Source organism: Rhodococcus sp. ACS1 (genome assembly GCF_002300155.1).
Lineage (GTDB): Bacteria > Actinomycetota > Actinomycetes > Mycobacteriales > Mycobacteriaceae > Rhodococcus_F > Rhodococcus_F koreensis.
In genome coordinates, this window is sequence record NZ_NSDZ01000004.1 from 787,099 (window position 1) to 809,681 (window position 22,583).

At 68.5% G+C, this 22,583-nt stretch carries 17 protein-coding genes and 1 pseudogene; 9 read left to right on the forward strand and 9 right to left on the reverse strand.

Annotated features, from left to right (window positions below):
* The first annotated feature begins 43 nt into the window (after positions 1 to 43).
* The 5 genes from CJ179_RS15950 (at position 44) to CJ179_RS15970 (ending at position 5,150) form a co-directional block, all read left to right on the forward strand.
* On the forward strand, positions 44 to 1,423 hold the full coding sequence (locus CJ179_RS15950; protein WP_095862706.1) for an MFS transporter: 1,380 nt from the start codon (positions 44 to 46) through the stop codon (positions 1,421 to 1,423).
* Positions 1,420 to 2,034, forward strand: coding sequence for a bifunctional 4-hydroxy-2-oxoglutarate aldolase/2-dehydro-3-deoxy-phosphogluconate aldolase (locus tag CJ179_RS15955; protein ID WP_095862209.1), 615 nt, complete (start codon positions 1,420 to 1,422; stop codon positions 2,032 to 2,034). Before CJ179_RS15950 ends, CJ179_RS15955 begins: the two co-directional genes overlap by 4 nt.
* A complete protein-coding gene (locus tag CJ179_RS15960) occupies positions 2,034 to 2,972 on the forward strand; it encodes a sugar kinase (protein WP_095862210.1) in 939 nt (312 codons plus the stop codon). The genes CJ179_RS15955 and CJ179_RS15960 overlap by 1 nt, the downstream gene beginning before the upstream one ends.
* A gap of 35 nt (positions 2,973 to 3,007) precedes the next feature.
* Positions 3,008 to 4,078, forward strand: coding sequence for an L-idonate 5-dehydrogenase (locus CJ179_RS15965; protein ID WP_095862211.1), 1,071 nt, complete (start codon positions 3,008 to 3,010; stop codon positions 4,076 to 4,078).
* 88 nt (positions 4,079 to 4,166) lie between these two features.
* The gene (locus CJ179_RS15970; RefSeq protein ID WP_072937278.1) at positions 4,167 to 5,150 is read left to right on the forward strand and encodes an MDR family oxidoreductase; all 984 of its coding nucleotides are present in this window, start codon (positions 4,167 to 4,169) and stop codon (positions 5,148 to 5,150) included.
* A gap of 32 nt (positions 5,151 to 5,182) precedes the next feature.
* Here the strand turns inward: CJ179_RS15970 and CJ179_RS15975 are convergent.
* The 4 genes and pseudogenes from CJ179_RS15975 to CJ179_RS15990 form a co-directional block, all read right to left on the reverse strand.
* Positions 5,183 to 8,405 (reverse strand): annotated as a pseudogene (locus CJ179_RS15975) (carboxyl transferase domain-containing protein).
* Positions 8,402 to 10,111, reverse strand: coding sequence for an AMP-binding protein (locus CJ179_RS15980; RefSeq protein WP_095862212.1), 1,710 nt, complete (start codon positions 10,109 to 10,111; stop codon positions 8,402 to 8,404). The pseudogene CJ179_RS15975 and the gene CJ179_RS15980 overlap by 4 nt, the downstream one beginning before the upstream one ends.
* A 33-nt stretch (positions 10,112 to 10,144) precedes the next feature.
* Positions 10,145 to 10,771: a TetR/AcrR family transcriptional regulator gene (locus tag CJ179_RS15985; protein ID WP_095862213.1), complete on the reverse strand. Its 627-nt coding sequence runs from the start codon at positions 10,769 to 10,771 to the stop codon at positions 10,145 to 10,147.
* Between the two features lie 26 nt (positions 10,772 to 10,797).
* A complete protein-coding gene (locus CJ179_RS15990; protein WP_095862214.1) occupies positions 10,798 to 12,036 on the reverse strand; it encodes a cytochrome P450 in 1,239 nt (412 codons plus the stop codon).
* 247 nt (positions 12,037 to 12,283) lie between these two features.
* Here CJ179_RS15990 and CJ179_RS15995 point away from each other — a divergent pair, with 247 nt between their 5' ends.
* Positions 12,284 to 12,850 (forward strand): TetR/AcrR family transcriptional regulator, encoded by a 567-nt coding sequence (locus CJ179_RS15995; protein WP_095862215.1) that lies wholly within the window; start codon positions 12,284 to 12,286, stop codon positions 12,848 to 12,850.
* Here CJ179_RS15995 and CJ179_RS16000 read toward each other — a convergent pair.
* The gene (locus tag CJ179_RS16000) at positions 12,828 to 13,367 is read right to left on the reverse strand and encodes a nitroreductase family deazaflavin-dependent oxidoreductase (protein WP_373560143.1); all 540 of its coding nucleotides are present in this window, start codon (positions 13,365 to 13,367) and stop codon (positions 12,828 to 12,830) included. The two genes, CJ179_RS15995 and CJ179_RS16000, sit on opposite strands and share 23 nt — an antisense overlap.
* Positions 13,368 to 13,548: 181 nt before the next feature.
* On the opposite strand from CJ179_RS16000, the gene CJ179_RS16005 reads away from it, so the two are divergent.
* Positions 13,549 to 14,013, forward strand: a complete 465-nt coding sequence (locus CJ179_RS16005) for a DUF6069 family protein (protein ID WP_095862217.1) — start codon at positions 13,549 to 13,551, stop codon at positions 14,011 to 14,013.
* 122 nt (positions 14,014 to 14,135) lie between these two features.
* Positions 14,136 to 15,827, forward strand: a complete 1,692-nt coding sequence (locus CJ179_RS16010; RefSeq protein ID WP_095862218.1) for an IS1634 family transposase — start codon at positions 14,136 to 14,138, stop codon at positions 15,825 to 15,827.
* An 80-nt stretch (positions 15,828 to 15,907) separates the two neighbouring features.
* Here CJ179_RS16010 and CJ179_RS16015 read toward each other — a convergent pair whose 3' ends face one another.
* On the reverse strand, positions 15,908 to 16,558 hold the full coding sequence (locus CJ179_RS16015) for a TetR/AcrR family transcriptional regulator (RefSeq protein ID WP_072937205.1): 651 nt from the start codon (positions 16,556 to 16,558) through the stop codon (positions 15,908 to 15,910).
* A gap of 128 nt (positions 16,559 to 16,686) precedes the next feature.
* Between CJ179_RS16015 and CJ179_RS16020 the strand changes: the two genes are divergently transcribed.
* Positions 16,687 to 17,559, forward strand: coding sequence for an oxygenase MpaB family protein (locus tag CJ179_RS16020; RefSeq protein ID WP_095862219.1), 873 nt, complete (start codon positions 16,687 to 16,689; stop codon positions 17,557 to 17,559).
* Here the strand turns inward: CJ179_RS16020 and CJ179_RS16025 are convergent.
* From CJ179_RS16025 to CJ179_RS51375, 3 genes are all read right to left on the reverse strand, one after another.
* Entirely contained in the window at positions 17,530 to 20,823 is a 3,294-nt protein-coding gene (locus CJ179_RS16025) for a protein kinase (protein ID WP_072937207.1), read from the reverse strand. The genes CJ179_RS16020 and CJ179_RS16025 overlap by 30 nt on opposite strands.
* 166 nt (positions 20,824 to 20,989) lie before the next feature.
* Positions 20,990 to 21,724 (reverse strand): SDR family NAD(P)-dependent oxidoreductase, encoded by a 735-nt coding sequence (locus CJ179_RS16030; RefSeq protein ID WP_072937208.1) that lies wholly within the window; start codon positions 21,722 to 21,724, stop codon positions 20,990 to 20,992.
* Positions 21,724 to 22,566 carry an alpha/beta fold hydrolase gene (locus CJ179_RS51375; protein ID WP_179377600.1) on the reverse strand — a complete coding sequence of 281 codons (843 nt, stop codon included), beginning with the start codon at positions 22,564 to 22,566 and terminating at the stop codon, positions 21,724 to 21,726. The genes CJ179_RS16030 and CJ179_RS51375 overlap by 1 nt, the downstream gene beginning before the upstream one ends.
* Positions 22,567 to 22,583 lie beyond the last annotated feature (17 nt).

A 22,583-nucleotide genomic window follows, 5' to 3' on the forward strand; every position in this document is an offset into this window, starting at 1 on the left:
ACCCCCTGCCCGGACTTTCCGGGAACCACCAATGGAGGAATCCATGGACACTACACTCGACCCCACGGTGAACCCGGAAACACCCGGCCGCGCAGGCGGTACACCCCAGGCAGACCCGGCCGCAGTCCGCCGGGCGGCGTGGGCGGGACTCATCGGCACCACCCTCGAGCAGTACGACTTCGTCATCTACGGCACCGCCTCGGCGCTGATCTTCAACACACTGTTCTTTCCGAACATCTCGCCCGCGGCGGGCATCCTCGCGAGCTTCAGCGCCTACGCCGTCGGGTTCCTCGCCCGACCACTCGGCGGCCTGTTCTTCTCACGCTACGGTGAGCGTCTCGGCCGCAAATGGGTGCTCGTCGCGACCCTGATGCTGATGGGCGGCGCGACACTGGGTATCGGTCTGCTGCCCACCTACAGTCAGGTCGGGCTGCTCGCACCCGCTCTCCTCGTCGCGTGCCGATTCTTCCAGGGATTCGGCGCGGGCGCCGAACAGTCCGGTGGTGCAACCCTTCTGACGGAGACAGCGCAGATAGGCAGGAGAGGCCGGCTCGCCGCGCTGGTGATGACCGGGGCCGCGCTGGGCACGGCGCTCGGCGCAGTCGCGTGGATCGCCGCGCAGCTCCTGCCGGAGGAGCAGCTCATGTCCTGGGGCTGGCGGCTCGTCTTCATCAGCAGTCTGCTCGTGACTGTCGCCGCGTTCGTCATCCGTCGCAAGCTCAACGAGAGCCCGGTGTTCCAGGAACTCAAGGAGCAGCACCACGTTCCGAAGACACCCGTGAAGGAGATCTTCGCGAACGGCAAGAAGCCGCTGTTCATCGTCATGTTCATGACGATCGGCATCAGCGCGCAGTCGTACACGTACCAGGTGTTCATGGCGTCGTACCTCAAGAACGACGTGCACGTCGACCCCACGTTCATTCCCAAGGTGCTGCTGGTCGGGGCCATCTGCGGCGGCATCGCGGCCTATGGGTTCGGTCGGCTGTCCGATCGGGTGGGCCGCAAGCCGGTGTACATCTCGATCGTGATCGCTCTGATCATCCTGCCGGTGCCGACCTTCCTGGCTCTGAACACCGGCTCGCACCTGTTGATCACGATGGCGATGATCGTCGGCTTCATCCTGGCCTGCCAGGGCGCGGTCGGTGTCACGATGAGCTACTTCCCGGAAATCTTCGGCTCCCGCTACCGCTACGCCGGCGTCACGCTCGGACGTGAATTCGCGTCGATCTTCGGCGGCGGTGTCGCGCCACTGATTTGCGCGGCCCTCGTCACGGCCTTCTCCGGCTCCTGGATCCCCGTCGCGGTCTACATGATCGTGATGGCCGTGACGGTTCTGATCGCCTCGACGATGGCACCGGAAACTCGCGACCGCGACCTCACGCTGGCCGCCAACGCCACCGATCGTGAGGTGACGGCGGCATGACCTCCTCCGTCATCGCAGTGCTGCGCGCCGCGCACGCCGACCGGTACGCCCCCGTCGTGACCGTCCTCGCCGAGAACGGGGTGCGGGCCGTCGAGCTGACGATGAGCACGCCGGGCACCCTCGAGTCTCTGCGCAGCATCCGGCGCGACGCACCGGACGGCGCCGAGATCGGGGTCGGCACGGTCACCACCGTCGACCAGGCGCGCGCCGCCCTCGACGTGGGTGCCGACTTCCTCGTGACACCGACCACCAACCTCGACGTCATCGCCACGGCCGTGCGTGCGGGTGTCCGGATCTACCCGGGCGGATTCACCCCGACCGAGCTGTGGAACGGATGGAACGCGGGTGCGACCGCAGTGAAGTTGTTCCCGGCATCGGTGGTCGGCCCGGAGTACATCGCGCATCTGCGCGGGCCCTTCCCCGACATCCAGGTCGTCCCCTCGGGCGGGGTGAGCATCGAGGACGTCCCCGTGTGGATCGCCGCCGGTGCGGCGGCGGTCAGCCTCGGCGGCCCCCTGATCGGGGACGCACTCCGCGGCGGGGACCTCGGTCAGCTGGCCGAACGATGCCGGCGCCTCGCGGGCGTCGTCGCAGAACCGGCGGTCGCGTGATGACGGTACTGACGTTCGGCGAAACGATGGCACTCACCCGAGCGGCGGACACCGGTGCACTCGCCCACACCTCGACGCTGCACCTGGGAATCGGCGGGGCCGAAACGAACTTCGCGATCGCGCTACGACGGCTCGGCGTGGACGTCGCCTGGGTCGGGCGCGTCGGCCAGGACAGCCTGGGTGACCTGGTCGAGCGTGAACTCCGGGCCGAGGGAATCACCGCCGACGTCATCCGCGATCCGGACGCCCCGACCGGGCTGATGGTGAAGGAGCGGCGAACCGCCACCGCCACCCGCGTCTGGTACTACCGGACCGGCAGCGCAGGGTCGCGGCTCACGATGTCGGACATCGCGGACGACCGCCTCGAGTCGGCGTCGCTGCTGCATGTCACCGGCATCACCCCGGCCCTGTCCGACAGCGCCAGGAAGACCACTCTGTACTGCGTCGAACGGGCACGCGCACTGGGCATTCCGGTGTCGTTCGATCTCAACTACCGCCGTGCGCTGTGGTCGCCGGAAGAAGCGGGTCCCGTCTTCCGCGAGCTGATAGCGTTGTCGGACATCGTCTTCGCCGGTGAGGACGAGGCCGCGATCGCGGTGGGTGACGGCGACCCCGCAGAACTCGTCGCGCGTGTCCGCGACCTGGGTCCCCGCGAAAGCATCCTGAAACTGGGAGACCAGGGGTGCCTGGCGATGGTCGACGGCGAGACGTTCTCCCTGCCGGCGGTGCCGGTGAACGTCGTCGACTCCGTCGGGGCCGGAGACGGTTTCGTTGCCGGATACATCGCGGACCGCCTCGCGGGAGAGTCACCCGGCGACCGTCTGGGAACCGCGGTGACCGTGGGGGCTTTCGCGTGCACCGTGTCCGGCGACTGGGAGGGTATGCCGCGCAGGGACGAACTCGGACTCCTCACGACCGCCGAACCCGTCACCAGATGACAAGCTCCCATCTCCCACAGAACTGGACTTCACCGATGAACACCACCGAGACCACCGGCACGGAAACGATCGAGATTCCGACGCATGCGCAGGCGGTCGTCGCCCACGGCGCGAACGACCTGCGCGTCGAGGACGTGCCTATCGCCGCACCGAAGCCGGACGAGGCGGTGATCCGCATCGCCTACGGCGGAATCTGCGGATCCGACCTCCACTACTGGCAGCACGGCGCCGCAGGCGAGTCGATCCTCCGCGCACCGATGCGGCTCGGGCACGAGGCGTCGGGCACAGTGCTGATCGGCGCGACGGACGGCAGCGGTCCCCGTCCCGGCGCACCCGTCACCATCCATCCCGCGACACCCGGCGGCGACAGCGCGACGTATCCGGCCGACCGCCCCAACATTTCCCCCGGATGCACGTACCTGGGCAGTGCGGCGCACTTTCCGCACACGGACGGGTTGTTCGTCAGCCACGTCGCCGTCCCGACCCGCATGCTGCGGGTCCTCCCGTCCGGGCTCGATCTGCGGCTCGCCTCCTTGGCCGAGCCGGCGAGCGTGGCGTGGCACGCGGTCGCGCGGGCAGGGGAGGTGAAGGATCGGTCGGTCCTCGTCATCGGCGCCGGACCCATCGGGGCGCTCGTGGTGGCGGTACTGAAGCGAGCGGGCGCCGGGAAGATCACGGCGGTGGACATGCACGAGTACCCGCTGCAGATCGCGCGCGACGTTGGCGCGGACGTGACCCTCACGGCCACCGACGCCGGCGCGGTCGCGGCGGTCGGAGCAGACGTGACCATCGAATGCTCCGGCAACCACCGCGGTCTGTCGTCGGCGATCCACGGGACCGCGCGCGGCGGCCGGGTCGTGATGGTCGGACTGCTTCCCTCCGGTGATCAGCCGGTACCCGTCTCGATCGCGATCACCCGGGAACTGGACCTGATCGGTTCGTTCCGGTTCAACGACGAGATCGACGAGGTCGTGGCCACTCTCGCCGATGGCTCGCTGGCGGTCGATCCGATCATCACGGCCGAGTACGACGTAGCCGATGCGCTCACCGCGTTCGCGTCGGCCAAGGACGCGTCGTCGTCGAGCAAGGTTCTCCTCAGGTTCTGATCCCGGAATCCTCGCCCCGGCATCGTCGACGCGGCACAGTTGTCGCATGATGGTCTCGACGCACCCCCGAGGTCAGGAGAGCAAGCTGATGAAGGAATTCACCGCCTGGATCGCTCGCGAGAACGAGGGCGCCATCGGCCTCTCCGAGGAGACGGTCGACGAATCGTTCCTGCCACAGGGCGAGGTCACGATCCAGGTCGAGTACTCCAGCGTGAACTTCAAGGATGCGCTGGCGCTGACACCGAAGGGCGGAGTGGTCCGCGAATACCCCATCGTCCCCGGCATCGACGTCGCAGGCATCGTCGCCGAGTCGCAGTCGCCGGAGTTCGCGGTCGGTGACAAGGTCGTCGCTCACGGTTACGACATCGGAACGGCCCGGCACGGCGGGTACGCGCAGTTCGCCCGCGTCCCGGCCGACTGGGTGGTGAAACTCGACGGCATGTCCACCCGCACCGCCGCCGCGATCGGGACCGCCGGTTTCACGGCTGCGATGAGCGTGGAGGCACTGCAGTCCCGCGGCGTCGAGCCGGGCCACGGCCCGGTCCTGGTGACCGGTGCGAGCGGCGGCGTCGGCACCGTCGCCGTCGACCTGCTGTCGGCGGCCGGCTTCGAGGTGGTCGCGTCGAGCGGAAAGCCGGAGAAGGCGGAACTGCTCACCCAGCTGGGCGCGAGCAAGGTGATCGGACGCCTCCCCGAACCCGACACGAAACCGCGTCCCCTCGGCAAGGCTCAGTGGGCTGCCGCAGTCGACTGTGTCGGCGGCGCCACCCTCGCCCACGTGCTCAGCACCATCGAATACGGCGGTGCCGTGGCGGCCAGTGGACTGACCGGCGGACCGAAGTTGGAGACCACGGTCCTGCCGTTCATCCTGCGCGGCGTCAGCCTGCTCGGCATCGACTCGGTGCAGTACCCGATCGACCAGCGGCGCCGACTGTGGGGCCGCCTCGCCTCCGACCTCGCACCCAGCCGCCTCGAGTCGATCACGCACGAGGTCCCGATTGCCGACGTCGTGTCGGTGATCGATCAGGTGCGGGCGGGTACGTGGTCGGGTCGTGCGCTGACGCGCCTGTGAGTACTTATTAACGTCCGGCGGTTAACAAGTACTCACGGGCGCCGGAGGCGCACGATCCAGGCACGGGTATCGGCAGGATCGATCACGTCGTCGAGTTCGAAGATCGTCGCCGCGTTCAGGGCCTTCCCGTGCTGGTAGGCGGCATCGACGAGTTCCGCGAACGCCGCGTCCCGTTCGGCCGGGTCGTCGAGGGCCTCGAGCTCCTTCCGGAACCCGAGGCGCACCGCGCCTTCGAGCCCCATGGCCCCGATCTCGCCGGTCGGCCACGCGACCGTGAACTCGGATGCGTGGAAGGACCCGCCCGCCATGGCCATGGCGCCGAGTCCGTACCCCTTGCGCAGGATGACGGTGCCGTAGGGCACCGTCATCCGCGCGCCCGCGATGAACAGCTTGCTGAACCGCCGGACCGTGGCCTCCTTCTCCGAATCGGGCCCGACCATGAATCCCGGTGTGTCGCAGAGCGCGACGACGGGTAGCCCGAACGACTCGCACAGCTCCAGGAAATGCGCCATCTTGGCTGCTGCGACAGCGTCGATCGCGCCGCCGAGGTGGTGGCTGCTGTTCGCGACGAGGCCGTACGGCGCTCCCTCCACCCGGACGAGTGCGGTGACGATGCCGACGCCGTGGTCTCGGCGCAGTTCGAGGACCGAGCCGACATCGGCGATGGATTCCACGGCACTGCGCACGTCGTAGGCGCGCAACCGGTTCTCCGGGACGACGTGGCGGGCCAGCCTCTCGTCGGGCGCTTCCCACTGGGTGAGCGGCCCCTGGAAGTACGACAGGTACTTCTTCGCCAGCTCGACGGCGTGCGCCTCGTCCCTGGCGAGCAGATCGATAACGCCGTTGCGCCGCTGCACGTCGACGGGACCGATGTCTTCGGGCCGGTACACGCCGAGCCCGCCGCCCTCCACCATCGCGGGCCCGCCCATGCCGATGTTCGCGTTCGGGTGCGGCGATGAGGACGTCGCAGACGCCCGCCAGGGCGGCGTTGCCCGCGAAGCAGCGGCCGGACACGATCGACACCAGCGGCACCTTGCCGTTCAGCGCCGCCAGCGACCGAAAGGTGTTCAGGTCCAGACCTGCTACCGGTCCGGCGTCGGTGTCGCCGGGACGTCCGCCGCCGCCCTCGGCGAACAGGACGACCGGAACCTGCTTGCGGCCGGCGAGTTCGATCACCCGGTCCGTCTTCGCGTGGTTGCGCATGCCCTGGGTTCCGGCGAGCACGGTGTAGTCGTACGACAGCACCACCGTCTGGGAATCGCGCGGACCGAAGACGTCGCCGTTGACGGTGGCGAGCCCGGCGACGAGACCGTCGGCCGGGGTGTTCTCGATCAGGTCCTGCTCGGAGCGGCGGCTGCGCTGCGCGGCGAGAACCAGGGGCCCGTATTCGACGAAGCTGCCGGGGTCGACCAGATCGTCGATGTTCGCTCGCGCGCTGCGGCGGCCGAGTTTCGTCCGCTTCGCGATCGCGCCGGGACGGGCGGCGTCGAGTGTGACCTCGTGCCGCTGCCGGATCTCCGCGAGGTCGGCGCGCTCACGATCCAGGTCGGTTGCGCTGTCGGCGGCACCGTCGGCCTCGGATCCGGTGCGTCGGATCACGACCAGCGGATCGCCGGCGTTCACGGTCTGCCCGCGGGACACCAGATTGCGCTCGACCACCGACCCCGCGGGGGCGGCGATCACGTGCTGCATCTTCATGGCCTCGAGCACCACGAGGTGCGCCCCCGGCGTCACGGCGGCCCCCTCGGTGGCCGACTCCACGACCGTCCCGGCCAGGTGCGCGCGCAGCACGTCCTCGCCGGCGCGCAACTCGAGCGTGTCCGATGCGACCTCCGCCGGATGATGCACGTGCGCGGCGTCGACGAGGGCACCCATCCGCTCGGCGAGGTAGTCGGTGCCGACGACGCCGTCGGCGAAGCCGGGATCCGTGAGAATCGCCCGGAGAAAGCCGATGTTGGTGGGGACGCCGTCGACGACGAATTCGGCGAGCGCCGCGTCCGCCTTGCGTGCCGCGGCCGCGAACGACTGCCCGCGGGAATGAACGATCACCTTCGCGAGGAGCGAGTCGTACCGCGGGCTCGGCGACAGTCCCGGCCGCCCGTAGGTGTCGACGCGCACCCCCGGTCCCGTCGGCGGGGAGAACACGGACAGCGTGCCCGCGGCGGGAACGGCCTGACCGTCGGGGCGCATCGTCTCCATGTTCACCCGGGACTGGACGGCGATCCCGTGCGCGACGGCCGGTGTGCCCGACGTGTCGAGCCCGACGGCGCCGACCCCGTCCGGCAGCGCCAGTTCCGCGAAGTCAGCTCCCCGAGCGATGTCGATCTGCACGGCGACGAGGTCGATCCCCGTCACCTCCTCGGTGACCGTGTGTTCCACCTGAATCCGCGGATTGACCTCCAGGAACACGAATCCGTCCGGGGACACCAGGAATTCGACGGTGGCGAGTCCCCGGTAGCCGACACTGGCACACAGCCGCGCCGCGGCCTCGTGCAGTTCGCTGCGCAGTCCGGGGTCGAGCCCCTGCGCGGGTGCGATCTCGACGAGTTTCTGGTGGCGGCGCTGCACGCTGCAGTCGCGGTCGCCGACGGCGAGTGCCCGCGTCACGCTCGCCTGCGGTGCCGCGACCACCTGCACCTCGATGTGCCGGGCGCCCTCGAGCAGCGCCTCGGCGAACAGTGCGGGATTGCCGAACCCGAGTTCCGCCTCCGCCGCGCACGCCCGGTAGGCCTCGTCGATCCGGTCCGCGCTGCGGACGGCGCGGATGCCGCGGCCGCCGCCGCCCGCGAGTGCCTTGATCATGATGCCGCCCGAATGTTCCGCGAAGAACGCGCGGACGCCGTCCAGGTCGGTGGGACCGTGGGTCGCGGCGAGCACCGGCACCTTCGCGGCCACGGCGGCCTCGCGTGCCGACGACTTGTCGCCGAAGATGTCGAGCACCTCCGGGCTCGGACCCACGAACGTGAGTCCGGCCTCGCCGCAGGCGCGGGCGAAATCGGCGTTCTCGCTGAGGAACCCGTAACCGGGATGCACCGCCGTCGCGCCGAACTCGGCGGCCGCGTCGAGGAGGGCGCGAGCGTCCAGGTACGCGGACGGTCCCGAGCCGCGCAGCGCGACCGCCTCGGTCGCCGCGCGCACGTGGGGGCTGTCGGCGTCGTCCTCCGCATACACGGCGACGGTGTCGACCGACATCTCCTCCGCCGAGCGGATGATGCGCAGCGCGATCTCGCCGCGATTGGCGACCAGCAGGGTCACTTGTACTCCTCGGCCAGGGCGAACAGGTCGGCCTTGCGGACCTTCCCCGTCGCCGTCATGGGTAGTGCGTCGAGCACCTCGACGGTGGGCACCTTGTAGGTGGCCATGTTCCGGGCGGCCCACTCCCGCAGTTCCTCACCCGACACCTGACGGTCGGGCAGGAGCTGGACGAACGCGAACGGCACCTGCCCCTTGCCCGGATCGGGCTTCGGGACCACCGCGGCCGACTGAATCGCCGGATGCAGCATGAGCAGTGCCTCCACCTCCGAGGGGAACACGCTCATCCCGTTGGTCTTGATCATCTCCTTATTGCGGGCCAGATAGTGCAGTGCGCCTTTGCCGTTCAGCTTTCCGATGTCACCGGTCTGGAGCCATCCGCCGCGGAGTGCGTCGGCGGTGGCGTCGGGTTTGCCGTAGTAGCCGGTGAGCAGCGACGGACTGCGGACGATGATCTGCCCGGGTTGCCCCACCGGCACCGGAACCCCGGCGTCGTCGACGACCAGCACATCGGTCCCCGGAACCGGCAGCCCGCAGAACACGGGTTCGCTGAGCAGATCCTCGTCGTCGGTCTGGAAACCGAGCGTGATGGTGTCGGCGGTGTGCGTCTCCGTCATGCCGTAACTGGCCTCCCGGAGCACGTGTCCGGTCGCGTCGCGCCATCGGCCGCGGATCTCGGGGTCGAGTTTGAGCACGAACGACACGGCCATCGCGTTGCCGAGGGTGGAGAAGTCCCGCTCGGCGAAGCCGGGCAGATCCATCAGTTCCACGTAGTTGTCGACGGTGCCGACCATCGACGTCACACCACGCCGTTCGACGAGGGTCGCCGCGGCTTCCGGGTCCCATCGGGTGAGCAGCACGACGGTGCCGCCGTTGATCAGGGGGTACAGGATGCCGAAGTCCTCGCCGGCGATCCAGAAGATGGGCAGGAACCCGAGGACCACCGGGGGAGCCTCGCCCACCTGCCTGCCCCCGGCCAGTGTCGCGGTGGCGGCGGTGTACACCATGTGCGCCTGAGTGTGTTTGCAGCCCTTCGGCATCCCGGTGGTGCCGCCGGTGTAGTTCAGTGTCGCGAGCGCGTCGGGATCCATCGGGATCGGATCGGCGCGAGGGGATTCCATGATCCCCGCCCAGTCGGTGGCTCCGGACGCGGTGGGGAACGGCGGTGCGACGCTGGGTTCGGCGGGCAGCAGGTCCGACAGGGCGGTGACCGCGACGTGCCGCAGAGCCGACTCGCCACGCACGGATTCGACCATGTCCGCGAAGGAATCCTGGGTCAGCAGAATCTCCACGCCGGCGTCACCGAGTTCGTACGCGAGTTCGTGTTCGCGGAACAGCGGGTTGATCGGGACGTGGACCGCACCGATCTTCAGGATCCCCAGCATCGCGATGTGGAACTGCGGACAGTTGGTGAGATGGACGCCGACGCGGTCGCCGGCGGCCACGCCCCGCTGCAGCAGCCAGCCGGCGAAGCGGTCGGACAGGTCGTCGAGTTCCGCGTAGGTGATGGCGCGACCGTAGAAGTCGATCGCGACCGTCTGCGGTCGTGCCGTCGCCCAGTGCCGGAGATAGTCGATCACGGTGCGGCCCTCGATCGGGTACTCGACTGTCCGCGGTACCTGCGGTGGCCACGCGGCGTCCTGGAGTTCTCGTATCTCGGCGAGGGCCGATTCCAGGGTCGCGGGGTCACTCGAAGGCGAAGTGGGCATACCGAACTCCCGATTCTGTGCGGATGGTCGTTGCTAGGCGAAGCCGATGAGTCTTTCGGAGATCGCGGTCAGGTCGGCGGTGTACCGGCGTTGTTCGCGGGCCGTCGCGTCCACCAGCCGGGCGGCGCCCGCGAGTTGGGCGTCGGCGAGGGTCTGCGCGATGCGGGCGGGCGGCGCGCACGGCGTGACGTCGCAGGTGGCGTTGATGCGTTCGATGAACCGGGTGTAGCGGCGGATGAGCCGGGTCTGCACGGTGGACCAGCTTCGGCCGACCTCGGGGTCGAGCCGCGCGCGGTGCCTGATCAGTTCGAGGACGCGTCCGTTGGCATACACGGCCTCCACGAACGCTTTCGTGGTGGTGCGCAGCACCTCTCGCAGGTCCTCGCTCGCCGGTCCTTCGACGTGCTGCGACTCGAGGAACTCCTCGCAGACGTCGGCGGCGACGGCGTGGAACACCTCGTCCTTCGAGGAGAAGTACGCGTAGAACGTCGCCCGTGACACTTCCGCCCGGGTGGTGATCACCTCGACGGTCGTCCGGTCGTACCCGAGTTCGGCGAAGCAGGCGCTCGCGGCGCGGAGGAGTTCGCGGCGGCGGGGACCGTCGTTGTCCTTACGCGCCGACCGTGCCCGCTCCTGAGCCTCGCTTGTGGTCACGGTCACAGTATGGGTTGATATTGACGTCAATGTCAATCGAGGCTCGACGACGACCTGATCCGCAGCGGGAGTGCGCTGTGGCGGCGCACGAGGACGCTGGGGAGCCAACGTGTCTCGGCGTCGTCGGCGAGGGAGAACTGGTCGGTGCGCGCGAGCAGTGTGGTGGTGGCGGCGAGTGCCTCCATGCGGGCGAGCGCCGATCCGACGCAGAAGTGGACGCCCTTGCCGAACGCGAGATGGGAGCGGATGTGCGGCCGGTCGAGCACGATCTCGTCCGGCCTTTCGAACGCGGCCGGATCCCGGTTGGCCGCGCCCCACAGCAGGAGCAGGTGGCTACCCGCGGGCAGGTCGACGCCGCCGAGGGTCGTGTCGGCGACCACGTGCCGGTGATGTCCGCGGAACGGGGATTCGAGGCGCAGTGCCTCGTCGAGGAACGCGGCGACGAGCGCGGGTTCGTGCCGGAGCCGGGTCTGCACTCCGGGGTGGGTGGCCAGGAGGCGGGCGGCGTTCGCGATCAGGCCCGCGGTCGATTCGCCGCCGGCGCCGACGAGCTGGAGCAGGACGAGCGTCGCGACGTCCTCGGACAGGTCTCCGTCATTGCAGGCGTGTGCGAGGACGCCCAGTAGATCCTCCGACGGATGCGACCTCGCCCGCACGAGTTCGGCCCGCAGGTGCGCGGCCAGTTCGGCCACGGAGGCGACCAGCCGGCCGAGGCGACCCGCGTCGACGATCCCGCCCAGCATCTCCGTGCTGTCGTACGCCCAGGCGAGCAGCTGGGGAACGTCCGGCTCCGGCAGCCCGATGAGATGCGCCACCATCGTCAGCGGCAGGCGGTCGGCCATCTCGGCCGCCCAGTCGATCCGCCCGTCCCGCAGCCCCTCGTCCCACAGGGTGTCGACGAGCGACTGCACGGTGGGCGTCAGCGCGCGGATGCGGCGGCCGAGCGTGGGCAGCACCAGCTTGCGGTGGTGCAGGTGCGTCGGGTCGTCGGCGGTGGCGAGCACGTGAATCGCCTGACCGCCGCCGTCCATGTCGAACGTCGTGGGCGGCCCCGACGGTTGCTGCACCAGCACGCCGGTGAGGTGCGAGGAGAAGTCGTCGGTGCGGTTCGCCGCCTCTGTCACGAGGTCCCACGTGGACACGAGGAAGAAGTCGGTGCCTTCGACGCGATGGACGGGGGAGTGCTCGCGGAGAATCCGATACAGCTCGTTCGGGTCGTCGAGGTGGGTGGGATCGAAGATGTCGATTCCGTGGGTCGGCGAGTGGGCCATCGAAGACTCCTTGTCATCGAGAACTTGTTGCACATCACCACAGTTCGCGTCGGAGCCGGGTGCTGTCAAGGACTGCGAGCAAGGTGGGATTCTGCTGATCAGCACGCCGTTCTGCCGGTGTCTCAGTGCTCGATGATCCGGCTTCGTCGATCCTGATCACGGCCCTATCGGAGAGGAACACGTTATAGAATTGGCACGTATCCGTCTCATCGTGAGACAAAATGGCAAGGACGTTTCTGGAGGTGCCGTGGGCACGGAGCAGGCAGACTGGTTGACCGGAGGCAGCAGGCGGGTGCTCGCGGTCGAGAGGATTCTCGCCGCCGCTGCCGACCTCGTTCGCGAACAGGGCATCGACGGGGTGAGTGTGGACGAGGTCGCCGCCCGTGCCGGGTGTTCACGCGCCACGCTCTACCGGTACGCCGGCGGCAAGCGCACGCTCGTCGAGGCCGTGATGTCCCGCGCTGCCGACTTCGTGGCCGACCACGTCGAGCAGGCGCTGGAACCGTTCGAGGACTCGGAGCGGATCGTGGAGGCGATCCTCGCCTCGCTGGTGGCGATCCGCGGGGAGCCGACCCTGGTGCAGTGGTTCACCGGGGCGCATCCGAGGAGTACGGACGAGTACCTGGCCCGCGCACCCGAACTCGGCCGGGTGGCGATCTCGCTCACCCGCATCGCGCCCGACGAGGAGGCTGCGGGATGGATCGTGCGCGTCGTCCTGGCGCTGTTGACGTGGCCGCTGCCCGACGCGGCCGCCGAGCGGCGGACCGTCGAACGCTTCGTGGAGCCGATCTTCAGGATTCGCGCGGCGTCGTAGCCGATCGGGTGGGCTCGAGCACGAAGAGCCGGAACTCGCGTCCCCCGGACCGCCGGTGCTCCATGCGGTAGCCGGGCCAGTAGTCGACGACGAATTTCCACAGGTTCTCGCGTTCGTCGCCCGTGACCATCTGGACGCGCATCCGGGACTCCCGTGCCCCGGCCTTGACGAGCGCCTCGTCGGCTGCGCGCAGATTCGCCGACCATGCCGGGTGCTCGGGGCGACCCCAGTTGGAACCGGTGACGACGTATCCGTCGCCGTATGGAATGCACAGCAGCGCCGTCGTCCGCGGGGTGCCGCTCTTGCGTCCCGGGACCGTCACCTGCACGGACTGCAGGCCGGCGATGCCGATGAGGCTCACGCGGTTCCCGGTCCACGCGCGCAGGTGTGACTCCAGCCAGATGATCACCGGCGCCATCCGCATCACCCATTCCCGGGTGCCCAGCCACCGCGCAAGGATGCGGAGCGGGTTGCGGGGCGCGCGCGATCGGTCAGGGGGTATGGGGGCGGCGTTCATGGTGGCCATCTTCCCTCAGGTGGGCGGTTCGGGCCGATCGCGATGAATTTTGCGCATCCCGCGGGTCTAATGGTCAGGTCCCACCGAAAAGACCTCGATTTCACGCCTTGACCCGAACAACGGTTGAGGTTGCAGGATCGGTCAGTAGCAATTCGAGCCACTCGACAGGGGAGTACAGATCATGTCCGACACCGGAGCCACGATTTCTGCAACCACGACCTCACGGATCAACCCGGCGACGCTCGAACTGAGCCGGGCCTGGGCGGTCGCCGCGACCGTCATCGGAGCGCTCGTCCCGAACCTGGTCATCTGGCTGCTCGGCCTCGCCGCCGGCGGGTCGTTCGAGATGACCGATGCGGGCACGACCAGCAGTGTCGCTCCCGGAGGCGTCGTCATCCTGACGGTGGTTCCGACGTTGATCGGGATGACGCTGGCCGCGCTCATCTCACTCAAATGGGTGGCCGTCATCCGGCCTGCGGAAGTGATCGGCGCGCTGCTGCCGCTGGCGACGATCGCGCTCACAGTTCAAGCGGACTTCGACACGGCCAGCACCATCGCACTGGCCGCCATGCACGTGGTGATCGCCGTGGTGATCGTCGTCGGCCTCGAAGCGATGCGGCGTCCGCTGGTCCGCGCGCAGGTCTAGCGGGAGTTTCCGAGATGTGAGGCTGCGTGGGGGTTCCCGGTTTGAGCCGGTTGTGAGTTTGTCCTGGTGACACGCCGTTTCGGTGATTGATCGCCGACCCGGATTCATGTATGACCTAAAGTATGTCCAGCCTGTATTCGAAGAAGGTCAACGGCAAGACGTACTGGTACCTGCGCACGATGGCACGGGTGGACGGCAAACCGAAGATGATCTCCGAGCGGTACCTGGGCTCGGCGGCGGACGTGGCCGCGGCATTCGATGCCGGGGACACGGCGGTGATGCCGCAGCGCACCCGCCATCTCGCGTTCGGGGACGTCGCCGCGGTCTGGTCGATGTGTCAGCGCCTCAACGTGATCGGCGTGATCGATGAGATCACCGGCGGGCGGGTGGCCGGTGCTCCCTGCTCGATCGGCACCTACCTGGCGGTCGCGGTGTGCAACCGGATCACCGCCCCGTGCTCGAAGGCGCGGATCGCCGACTGGTGGGCGCATACCGCCGCGGACCGCTTCACCAAGATCCGCGCCACCGACCTCGACCACCGCCGCTTCTGGGACGCGATGCACGCGGTGACCCCCGGTCAACTCGAGCAGATCTCCCAGACGATCACCGCCGCGATGATCACCGACTTCGGGCTCGACACCACCGCGCTGGCGTTGGACATGACCAACTTCGCCACCTACATCGCCTCCGTCAACACCAAGGCGCCGATCGCCCAACGCGGCAAGGCGAAACAGAAACGCACCGACCTGCGCCTGGTCGGGCTCGGGCTGGTGATCACCCGGGACGGCGGGATCCCACTGACCTGGCACGCGTACCCGGGCAACAAACCCGACGTCACCCAGTTCCCGGCCATGATCGACACCCTCACCGCCCGCTACCGGGCGTTGGGCACCGACACCGGCACCATCACCGTCGTCTTCGACGCCGGCCAGAACTCGGCCGCGAACTTCGCGCACCTGACCGGGGCCGGACTGCACTACGTCGGATCCACCCCGCCCAGCGATCACCCCGACCTCCTCGATCTCCCGGCCTCCCGCCGCCGCCCGGTGCCTGGCGACCGCTTCGCCGGGCTCACCGCACTACACACCCGCAAACAGGTCTACGGCCTCGACCAGCGGGTGATCCTCACCCACAGCCCGACCCTGCACGACGCCCAGGACCGGGGCCTGACGCAAACCCTGGCCGCCGCCGGGCGCAAACTCGACGAACTCGCCGCCACCCTCGCCCGCGGACACAGCCGCCGCGACCGCAACCAGGTCGAAGCCGCGATCGCACACATCTGCTCCGACACCTGGGGCGCGCAGATCCTCACCTGGCAACTGGACGGGGACACCCCGGCCGAGTTCCGGCTCACCTGGGCCGTCGACACCGACGCCCGAAACAAGTTGACGCAGAGAATCTTCGGTAAACGGATCCTGATCACCGACCGTCAGGACTGGACCATCGCCGAGGTGATCGACGGCTACCGCTCCCAATCCGACGCCGAATTCGGATTCCGGCAACTCAAGGACCCCCACGAGGTGTCCTTCTCCCCGATGCACCACTTCACCGACCACACCATCACCGTGCACACCTTCACCTGCGTGCTGGCCCTGCAGATCGCCCACCTGATGCGCCGCGAAGCTGACACCCACGGCCACCACCTGTCGGTGCGCCAACTCCTCGCCGCCCTGGCCGGGATCGAGGAGACCGTCCTGATCTACCCCTCCACCGGCGGCCGCCCCAAGGCCCGGCGCATGCTCACCGAAACCACCACCACCCAGAACGAACTCGCACACATCTTCGACCTCGACCGCTACACCCCCACCACTTAGGTCATACACCCCCACAACCCGAAAACCGGCGCCCACCAGCGAAATCACCCCGACCCGGCCTCAAATCTCGGAAACTCCCGCTAGGGGGTGCTGTTCACCGGCACGTGCGCCTCGATGGTGAGTGCGATGTGCTCGACGATCCGCTTCTGTGAGATCTTCGGGCTGCCGGTGAGCCAGCGCTGATACAGGAAGGCGATCGCCCCGAACAAGGCAATCGCGTTCAGCTGGGTGTTGACGGCGTCGCGGGGTGCGCCGTCGGCACCCAGCATTTTCAGTGCCGCGGCCATGGGGGTGGTGAACTCGGCAACGAGTTGTTCGCCGCGCTGCGCCAGTTCCGACACGGACTGCGACTCGACGAACATGATGCGTCCCCGCCGCCGGTCCTCGGCGATGTAGCCGGTGAACGCCTTCACGACGTGGCGGACGAGTCGGCCCGGATCTTCCGGGGCCGTCTCGAGTGCCCCGAGCAGGGTGTCCCTCGCGCCCAGGACGACGTGGTCGAGGAGGGCGACGAGTAGCGCCTCCCGATTGTCGAAACTCTCGTAGAAGTAGCGCTCGGTGAGGCTCGCCTGACGGCAGGTCGCGCGCATCGTCGTGGCCGCTGTGCCCTCGGTTCCCATGATCTGGAGGCCGGCCTCGATCAGCGCCGCGCGCCTCGCCGCGCGGCGGTCGTCCGGCTCCTGGCCGCGCCATCTGCGCGGCGCTCCACGAGGGTTCTCGCTGTCGCTCATTCCGTCATCGTCTCACCGATCCCGGTGTCGATCGGGGGGCCCTCGCGCACCGACTGTTGACATCAGGTGATGTCAACAGTCATCCTGAATGCACCACGTTCTACATCCAGCGGCATCAGGAGATCGCCATGACCACCACAGAGCTTCCGCCCCACCGTCGTTCGACTGCGCCTGCGCTCGGACCCGATTCGCTGACGTGGCACCGGTTCGGCGACTGGCGAACCGCGCTGCTCATCTCGTGGTCGGGCACGCTGCAGGTGATGCATCCCGTCATCGACACCGCCCTCGTGCAGCACTCGACCGTCTTCGACAACGAACTCGCCCGGCTCGCCCGTTCCGCGGGGCCGATCATCCGGGCGCTCTACGATCCGACGGGCGCGGAGGCCCAGATGATCCGCGACATGCACAAGGACATCAAGGGCACCACGGACGACGGCCGGCGGTACCACGCACTGAACCCGGGTCCGTACTTCTGGGCACACGCCACGTTCCTCGGCACCCAGTACGTGGTCGCCGAATACTTCGGTGAACCGCTCACCGCCGGCGAGAAGGAACAGTTGTATCAGGAGTCGAAGCAGTGGTACGCGCTGTACGGGGTGTCGGCCACCCACTTGCCCGAGACGTACGCCGATTTCGTGGACTACTGGAACGAGATGGTCGGCACCGTCCTGGAGAAGACCGAGACGGTGCGCAGGTCGCGGCTTCTGAATGGACTGTCGATGCCACGCCCCGACGATCGCATCCCCGAGGTGGTGTGGCGTCTCGTCGGTCCCGCGCTCGGACGGCTGCTCGTCTGGATCGCCCGGGGAACGCTGCCTCCCGTCGCGCGCGACAAGCTCGGCTGGGAGTGGTCCGCCGCCGACGAGCGCAGGCTCCGCCGATTCGGAGGCGTCGTGCGGTTCGGTTTCCGGATCCTGCCCGAGCGGTGGCGGCTGACTCCCATCGCCCGAAGAGCGTGCGACGGAACGGCATCAGGGTTTCGGGCCGCCCGGGTCGGCTGACAGTTCCGTGACCCAGGCCGCGATCTGAGCCCGGGATGAGAATCCGAGTTTCGAGAGGACGTGCTCGACGTGACCCTGCGCGGTGCGTTGAGAGATCACGAGGCGGGCGGCGATCGCCTTGTTGGTCAGACCCTGCGCGACCAGGTCGGCGACCTGGCGTTCGCGCTTGGTCAGTGCCGCCGCCGGATCGCCGCGCCGCGGCGCTGCGGGGAGAGTTTCGCCCAGGGCATACGAGGCGGCGGCGGTGAAGCCCAGCGCCTCGCCCTCGCGGGACGCGGTCTCGAACGCGCGGGCACCGAGCGAGCGCCGCGTGACGAGCTCGCATTCCTTGTGAGATTCGGTCAAGTCGGGGATCTGAACGATGGAGGTGCCCACCCTCCGTCGAAGCATCTCGGCCGCTGCCAGCAGGACGGCGGCGCGGTGGAAATCGTTCTCGCGGGTCGAGATCCAGGCGAGAATTTCGAGGCACCAGGTGGCTCCGAACGGATCGTCGACCGCGCGGGCCAGCTCGAGTCCCTTTCGGAGCAGCAGCACCGCGCGATCACGGTCGCCCTCCCGCCACATCACCAGCCCGAGGGTCAGGGACGAGCGGCCCAGGTACACCGATTCACCGTGTGATTCGGTAATCCGGATCGCCTCGTCGAGACAGCCGGTGGCGGCCTCGGCGTGCCCGAGTATCTCGTGAGCCAATCCGAGCGCATGCAGGGCCGTGACGTGTGCAAGGAGGTTGCGCTCGCCGCGTAACACCTCGAGAGCCCCGGTGAACGAGCTCACGGCGTGCTCCGGGTTGCCGCCGTGCAGTGCGTGCGCTCCGTCGGCTTGAAGCATGAGGGCGCGATCGAGTGCACTGCCCCGGGTCTCGGCAAGCACACGCCCCTCGTCGATCAGTTCGGCTGCCCGCTCCAGGTCTTCGTGCCGGCTGGCGAGGACGCTGGCCGAATGCAACGCCTTGACCCGGAGTGCGGTGTCGTGTCCTCCCTCCTGTGCCAGTGCGCGGTCGAGCCAGCGGCGTCCCTCGCGGAGCAGCCCACGCGAAACCCAGAACGGATACAGAGCGGTCGCGATCTCCAGCCCCGCCTCGGCCGAGTCGGCAGCCGTGGACAGGCCGTACTCCATCGCTTCGCGCAGGTTGGGTTGTTCACGGGCGAGCCGGGCGAGCCAGGCGACCTGCCGGGGGCCGATCCATTCGGATTCGGCCTGGAGGGCGAATTGCCGGTACCAGCTGTGATGCCGCCGCCGGAGGTCCGGGAGGGTGCCGTCCTGTTCGAGTTTCTCCCGGCCGTACTCGCGCAGCGTTTCGAGCATCCGGAATCGCACCACCGCCCCCGATCCCTCGCGGATGAGGATCGACTTGTCCACGAGCGACGCGACGAGATCGATGAGACCGGCCGGTTCGGCGTCGTACATGGTCACCTCCTCGGCGGCGTCCAGTTCGAAGCTGCCGGCGAAGACCGACAGCCGCGACCACAGCTGCTGCTCGGCGGGGAGACACAGGTCGTAGCTCCAGTCGATGCTCCACCGCAGCGTCTGCTGCCTGGTCGGTGCACTCCGGCTTCCGCGGGTCAGCAACTCGTACCGGTTGGTCAACCGCTGCAGGATCTGTTCCGGCGACATCGAGCGCAGCCTCGCCGCCGCCAATTCGATGGCCAGGGGCAGGCCGTCCAGCCGGATGCAGATCCGGGCGACGGTGGCGGCATTGTCTTCGGTGACCTCGAAGCCGGGTACCGCCGTGGCGGCCCGTTCGGCGAACAGCGTCACTGCGTCGTACCCGGGCAGACTCTTCAGCGACGGCTCCTTGTCCGAATCCGGAAGCGTCAGTGGACGAACGCGCAGGGCGGCTTCCCCCGCGACGTCCAGGGTTTCGCGACTGGTCGCGAGAATCCGCAGGCCGGGGCAGGTACGCAGCACGGTCTCCGTCAGGTCTGCCGCCGCATCCACCACCTGCTCGCAGTTGTCGAGGACCAGCAGCATGTCGCGCGGCTCCAGGAACTCCATGAGGGTCTGCAGCGGTCTCGGCGACCGCTGCCGCAATCCCAGCCCGGCCGCCACGACTTCTCCCAGCAACGATCCGTCGCGCAATTCGCCCAATTCGACCATCCGGACCCCGTCGTCGAATGCCCGCCGGATGTTGGTCGCGACGCGCAGTGCCAGTCGGGTCTTGCCGACACCGCCGATTCCGGTCAACGTGACCAGCCGTGACGCCGAGAGCAGTTTCTTGGCCTCGGCGAGCTCTTTTCGCCGGCCGACGAAGCTCGTCAAGTCCAGCGGAAGGCTCCCGTCGGTCGGCGATCCCGAGGAACCGGTGGATGATCGTCCTGTCGGCGGTCGTGCGGAGCGCTCCGGCGCTCGGTCCGCGTCGGGATCCGGGCCCAGCGCCATCGCGTCGACGGGGACACCGCGGCGAAATTGAATGTCCTGCAGCGTTTCACCCAGCATCGCCGCGGACGGGCGCTCGCGCGAGTCTCGCGACATGGCCTGTTCCAGCATGGCGGCCACGTCGGCTTCGAAACCGGACTCACGGAGGTCCGGCGCCGGTTGCGTGGTGATCCGCAGGAACTGCGCCACCACCTGTTCACCGCTCCGGCGCTCGAATGCCGCGTGTCCGGTCAGCGCGGCGAACAGTGTCGCCCCGAGGCCGTACACGTCCGAGGACGGACTCGGGGTGTCGCCCTCGAGGACCTCCGGGGCGGTGAACGCGGGTGATCCGGTGATAGTTCCGGTTGCGGTCTGGAAACCGCCGGTGATGTGCGCGATGCCGAAGTCCGTCAGCGCCGGTTCGTCGTAGTCGGTGAGCAGGATGTTGCTGGGTTTGACGTCGCGGTGCACGATGCCGAACCGGTGCGCGGTCTCGAGTGCGCCGGCGATCTTCACTCCCAACCGCAACGCCTCGGTGACGGTGAGCGGGCCGTGCCTGCGAATCCGCGCGTCGAGGGAGTCCTGCGGATGGTAGGGCATCACCAGGAACGGACGCCCGCTCGGCGTGACGCCGACCTCGAGCACACTCACGACGTTCGGGTGCCCGGTCAGCCTGCCCATCGCCCGCTGCTCACGGAGGAACCTGGCCCGGCTCTCGTCGTCGAGGTCGCCGCTGAGAACCTTCACGGCCACGGCGCGCTCCAGAGCGGACTGAGTGCAGCGGTACACCACGCCGAAGCCCCCACGCCCAATCTCCCGGGCATCGTCGAACCCGGCCGCGCGCAGTTCATCCGTCGTCGCGGTGTCGGTATCGCGCTGTGTGCGGAGCGGATCGCCGTCGGTTGCCAACGCGCTATCCGCCCCTGTGCCGCCCCGGGAACCGTGGTGTCATCCGCCTACCTCTCGACGACCCTTCCCAGACTATCGCCGCCGCCCGGGCCGCGGACCGAGACGATCCGGAATTCGGTCACGCGGCCGTCGAGCAGGCGACCGGTGGCGGTCAGGGCGGCGCCGCCTAACGGCGGATCGAACCTCCGTCGACGACGAGCGTCTGCCCGGTGACGAAGGAGGAGCCGGGGGAGAGGAAGAATCGGGTCGGGCCGATGAAGTCCTCGACCGTTGCGGGTCGTTTGATCGCTCGCGTGCTGATGTTGGCCTCTTCACCTGCGGCGATCGCCGTCGAGAGTGGGGTCAGCACCAAACCGGGGGCGATCACGTTGACCGTGATGTTCCTGGCTCCGAGTTCCGCGGCGAGGCTGCGGGCAAAGCCGATCACGCCGGCCTTGGAGGCCGCGTACGCCGCTGCGCTCGCCGGGGCCTTGAAGACCGTCCCGGACGAGAACAGGACGATTCTGCCGCCGTCTGCGACCATGTCGGCGACGCCCTGGACGAAATTGAGTGTTCCGTGAAGGTTGACCAGAAGCACCCGTTCCCACTCGGACTTCGGCATCTCCATGAAGGGGCCGAATGCGCCGATGCCCGCGCAGTGGACGATGCCGTCGATCGTTGCCCGGCCGTTCTCGGTCAGGGACTTGCGAACCGTGTCGACCGCATCGTCGGTGGTGATGTCGCCCTGGAGGTACGTCACGCCGGGGGCAGGCGTTTCCGGCAGATCCCGATCGACGACGGTGATGTCCCACTCGCCTGCCAGATCGCTCGCCAACCCGGCGCCGATTCCGGACGATCCGCCGGTGAGAACGAGCGAACCCACGGTGGACGCGGTCGCGGCATTGCCGCCCGGGGTCGGCATCAGTTCGTACCGCCGGTGCAGCTGTCGAGGAACTCGCCGATCACGGCCCACGTCTCCTTCGGATGGGTGATGTTCGGGCAGTGCCGGTAGGGCAGGACCATGGCGCGGGAATTCTGGAGTTCGGCCTGGAGGTGTTTGCTCCACCCCGCCTCGAGCAGCACGTCCTCGGAGCACTCGAGGAGCAGCACGGGGGTCTGAACACCGGCAAGTGTGGCGGGGTAGGGATCGGCTGGGCGCTCCTTCCGCAACGCCTCGGGTACCGGCAGATGCGGAGCGCTCATGCACCCGAAGTGACCGGGCGCGACGGCCCACCTGTACCGGGCGTCCACCTGTCCGGCCCTGCCGGAGAAGTCGTCGCACAGCAGGTCGACGAACGCCTCGATACCGGCAACCGAACCGTCGAAGTCGCGCAGCTTGCCCATGTCCGGCGCTTTCCAGGGGCCGCCGGTGCCACTGAGTGTGGTGACCGAGGCGATCCGGGATCGATAGTCACCGTCGGCCAGCGCCCGCAGACCCACCGATCCACCGAACGAGTTTCCGACCAGGTGCACCGGACCGTCGATGCCGAGATGGTCGAGCAAGGCGAAGACGTGCCGGATCCGGAAAGCGAACGGCGAGACATCCAGGCGAACGGACTTGGCGGATCCGCCGTAACCGAGGAAGTCCGGGGCGATGACCCGGTATTTCTCTGCGGCCAGGGGCAGGACCTGCCCCCACGTCACGTCGGCGCTGCCGCCCCACGCGCCGTCGTGCAGGAACACGACGGGGACGCCGTCTTCCGGACCGCCCGTCAGGTAGCGGGTTTCGAGGTTGGCGACAACTGCCGTCGTCTCGGTGATCAAAGTAGCCTCCGGTGAAA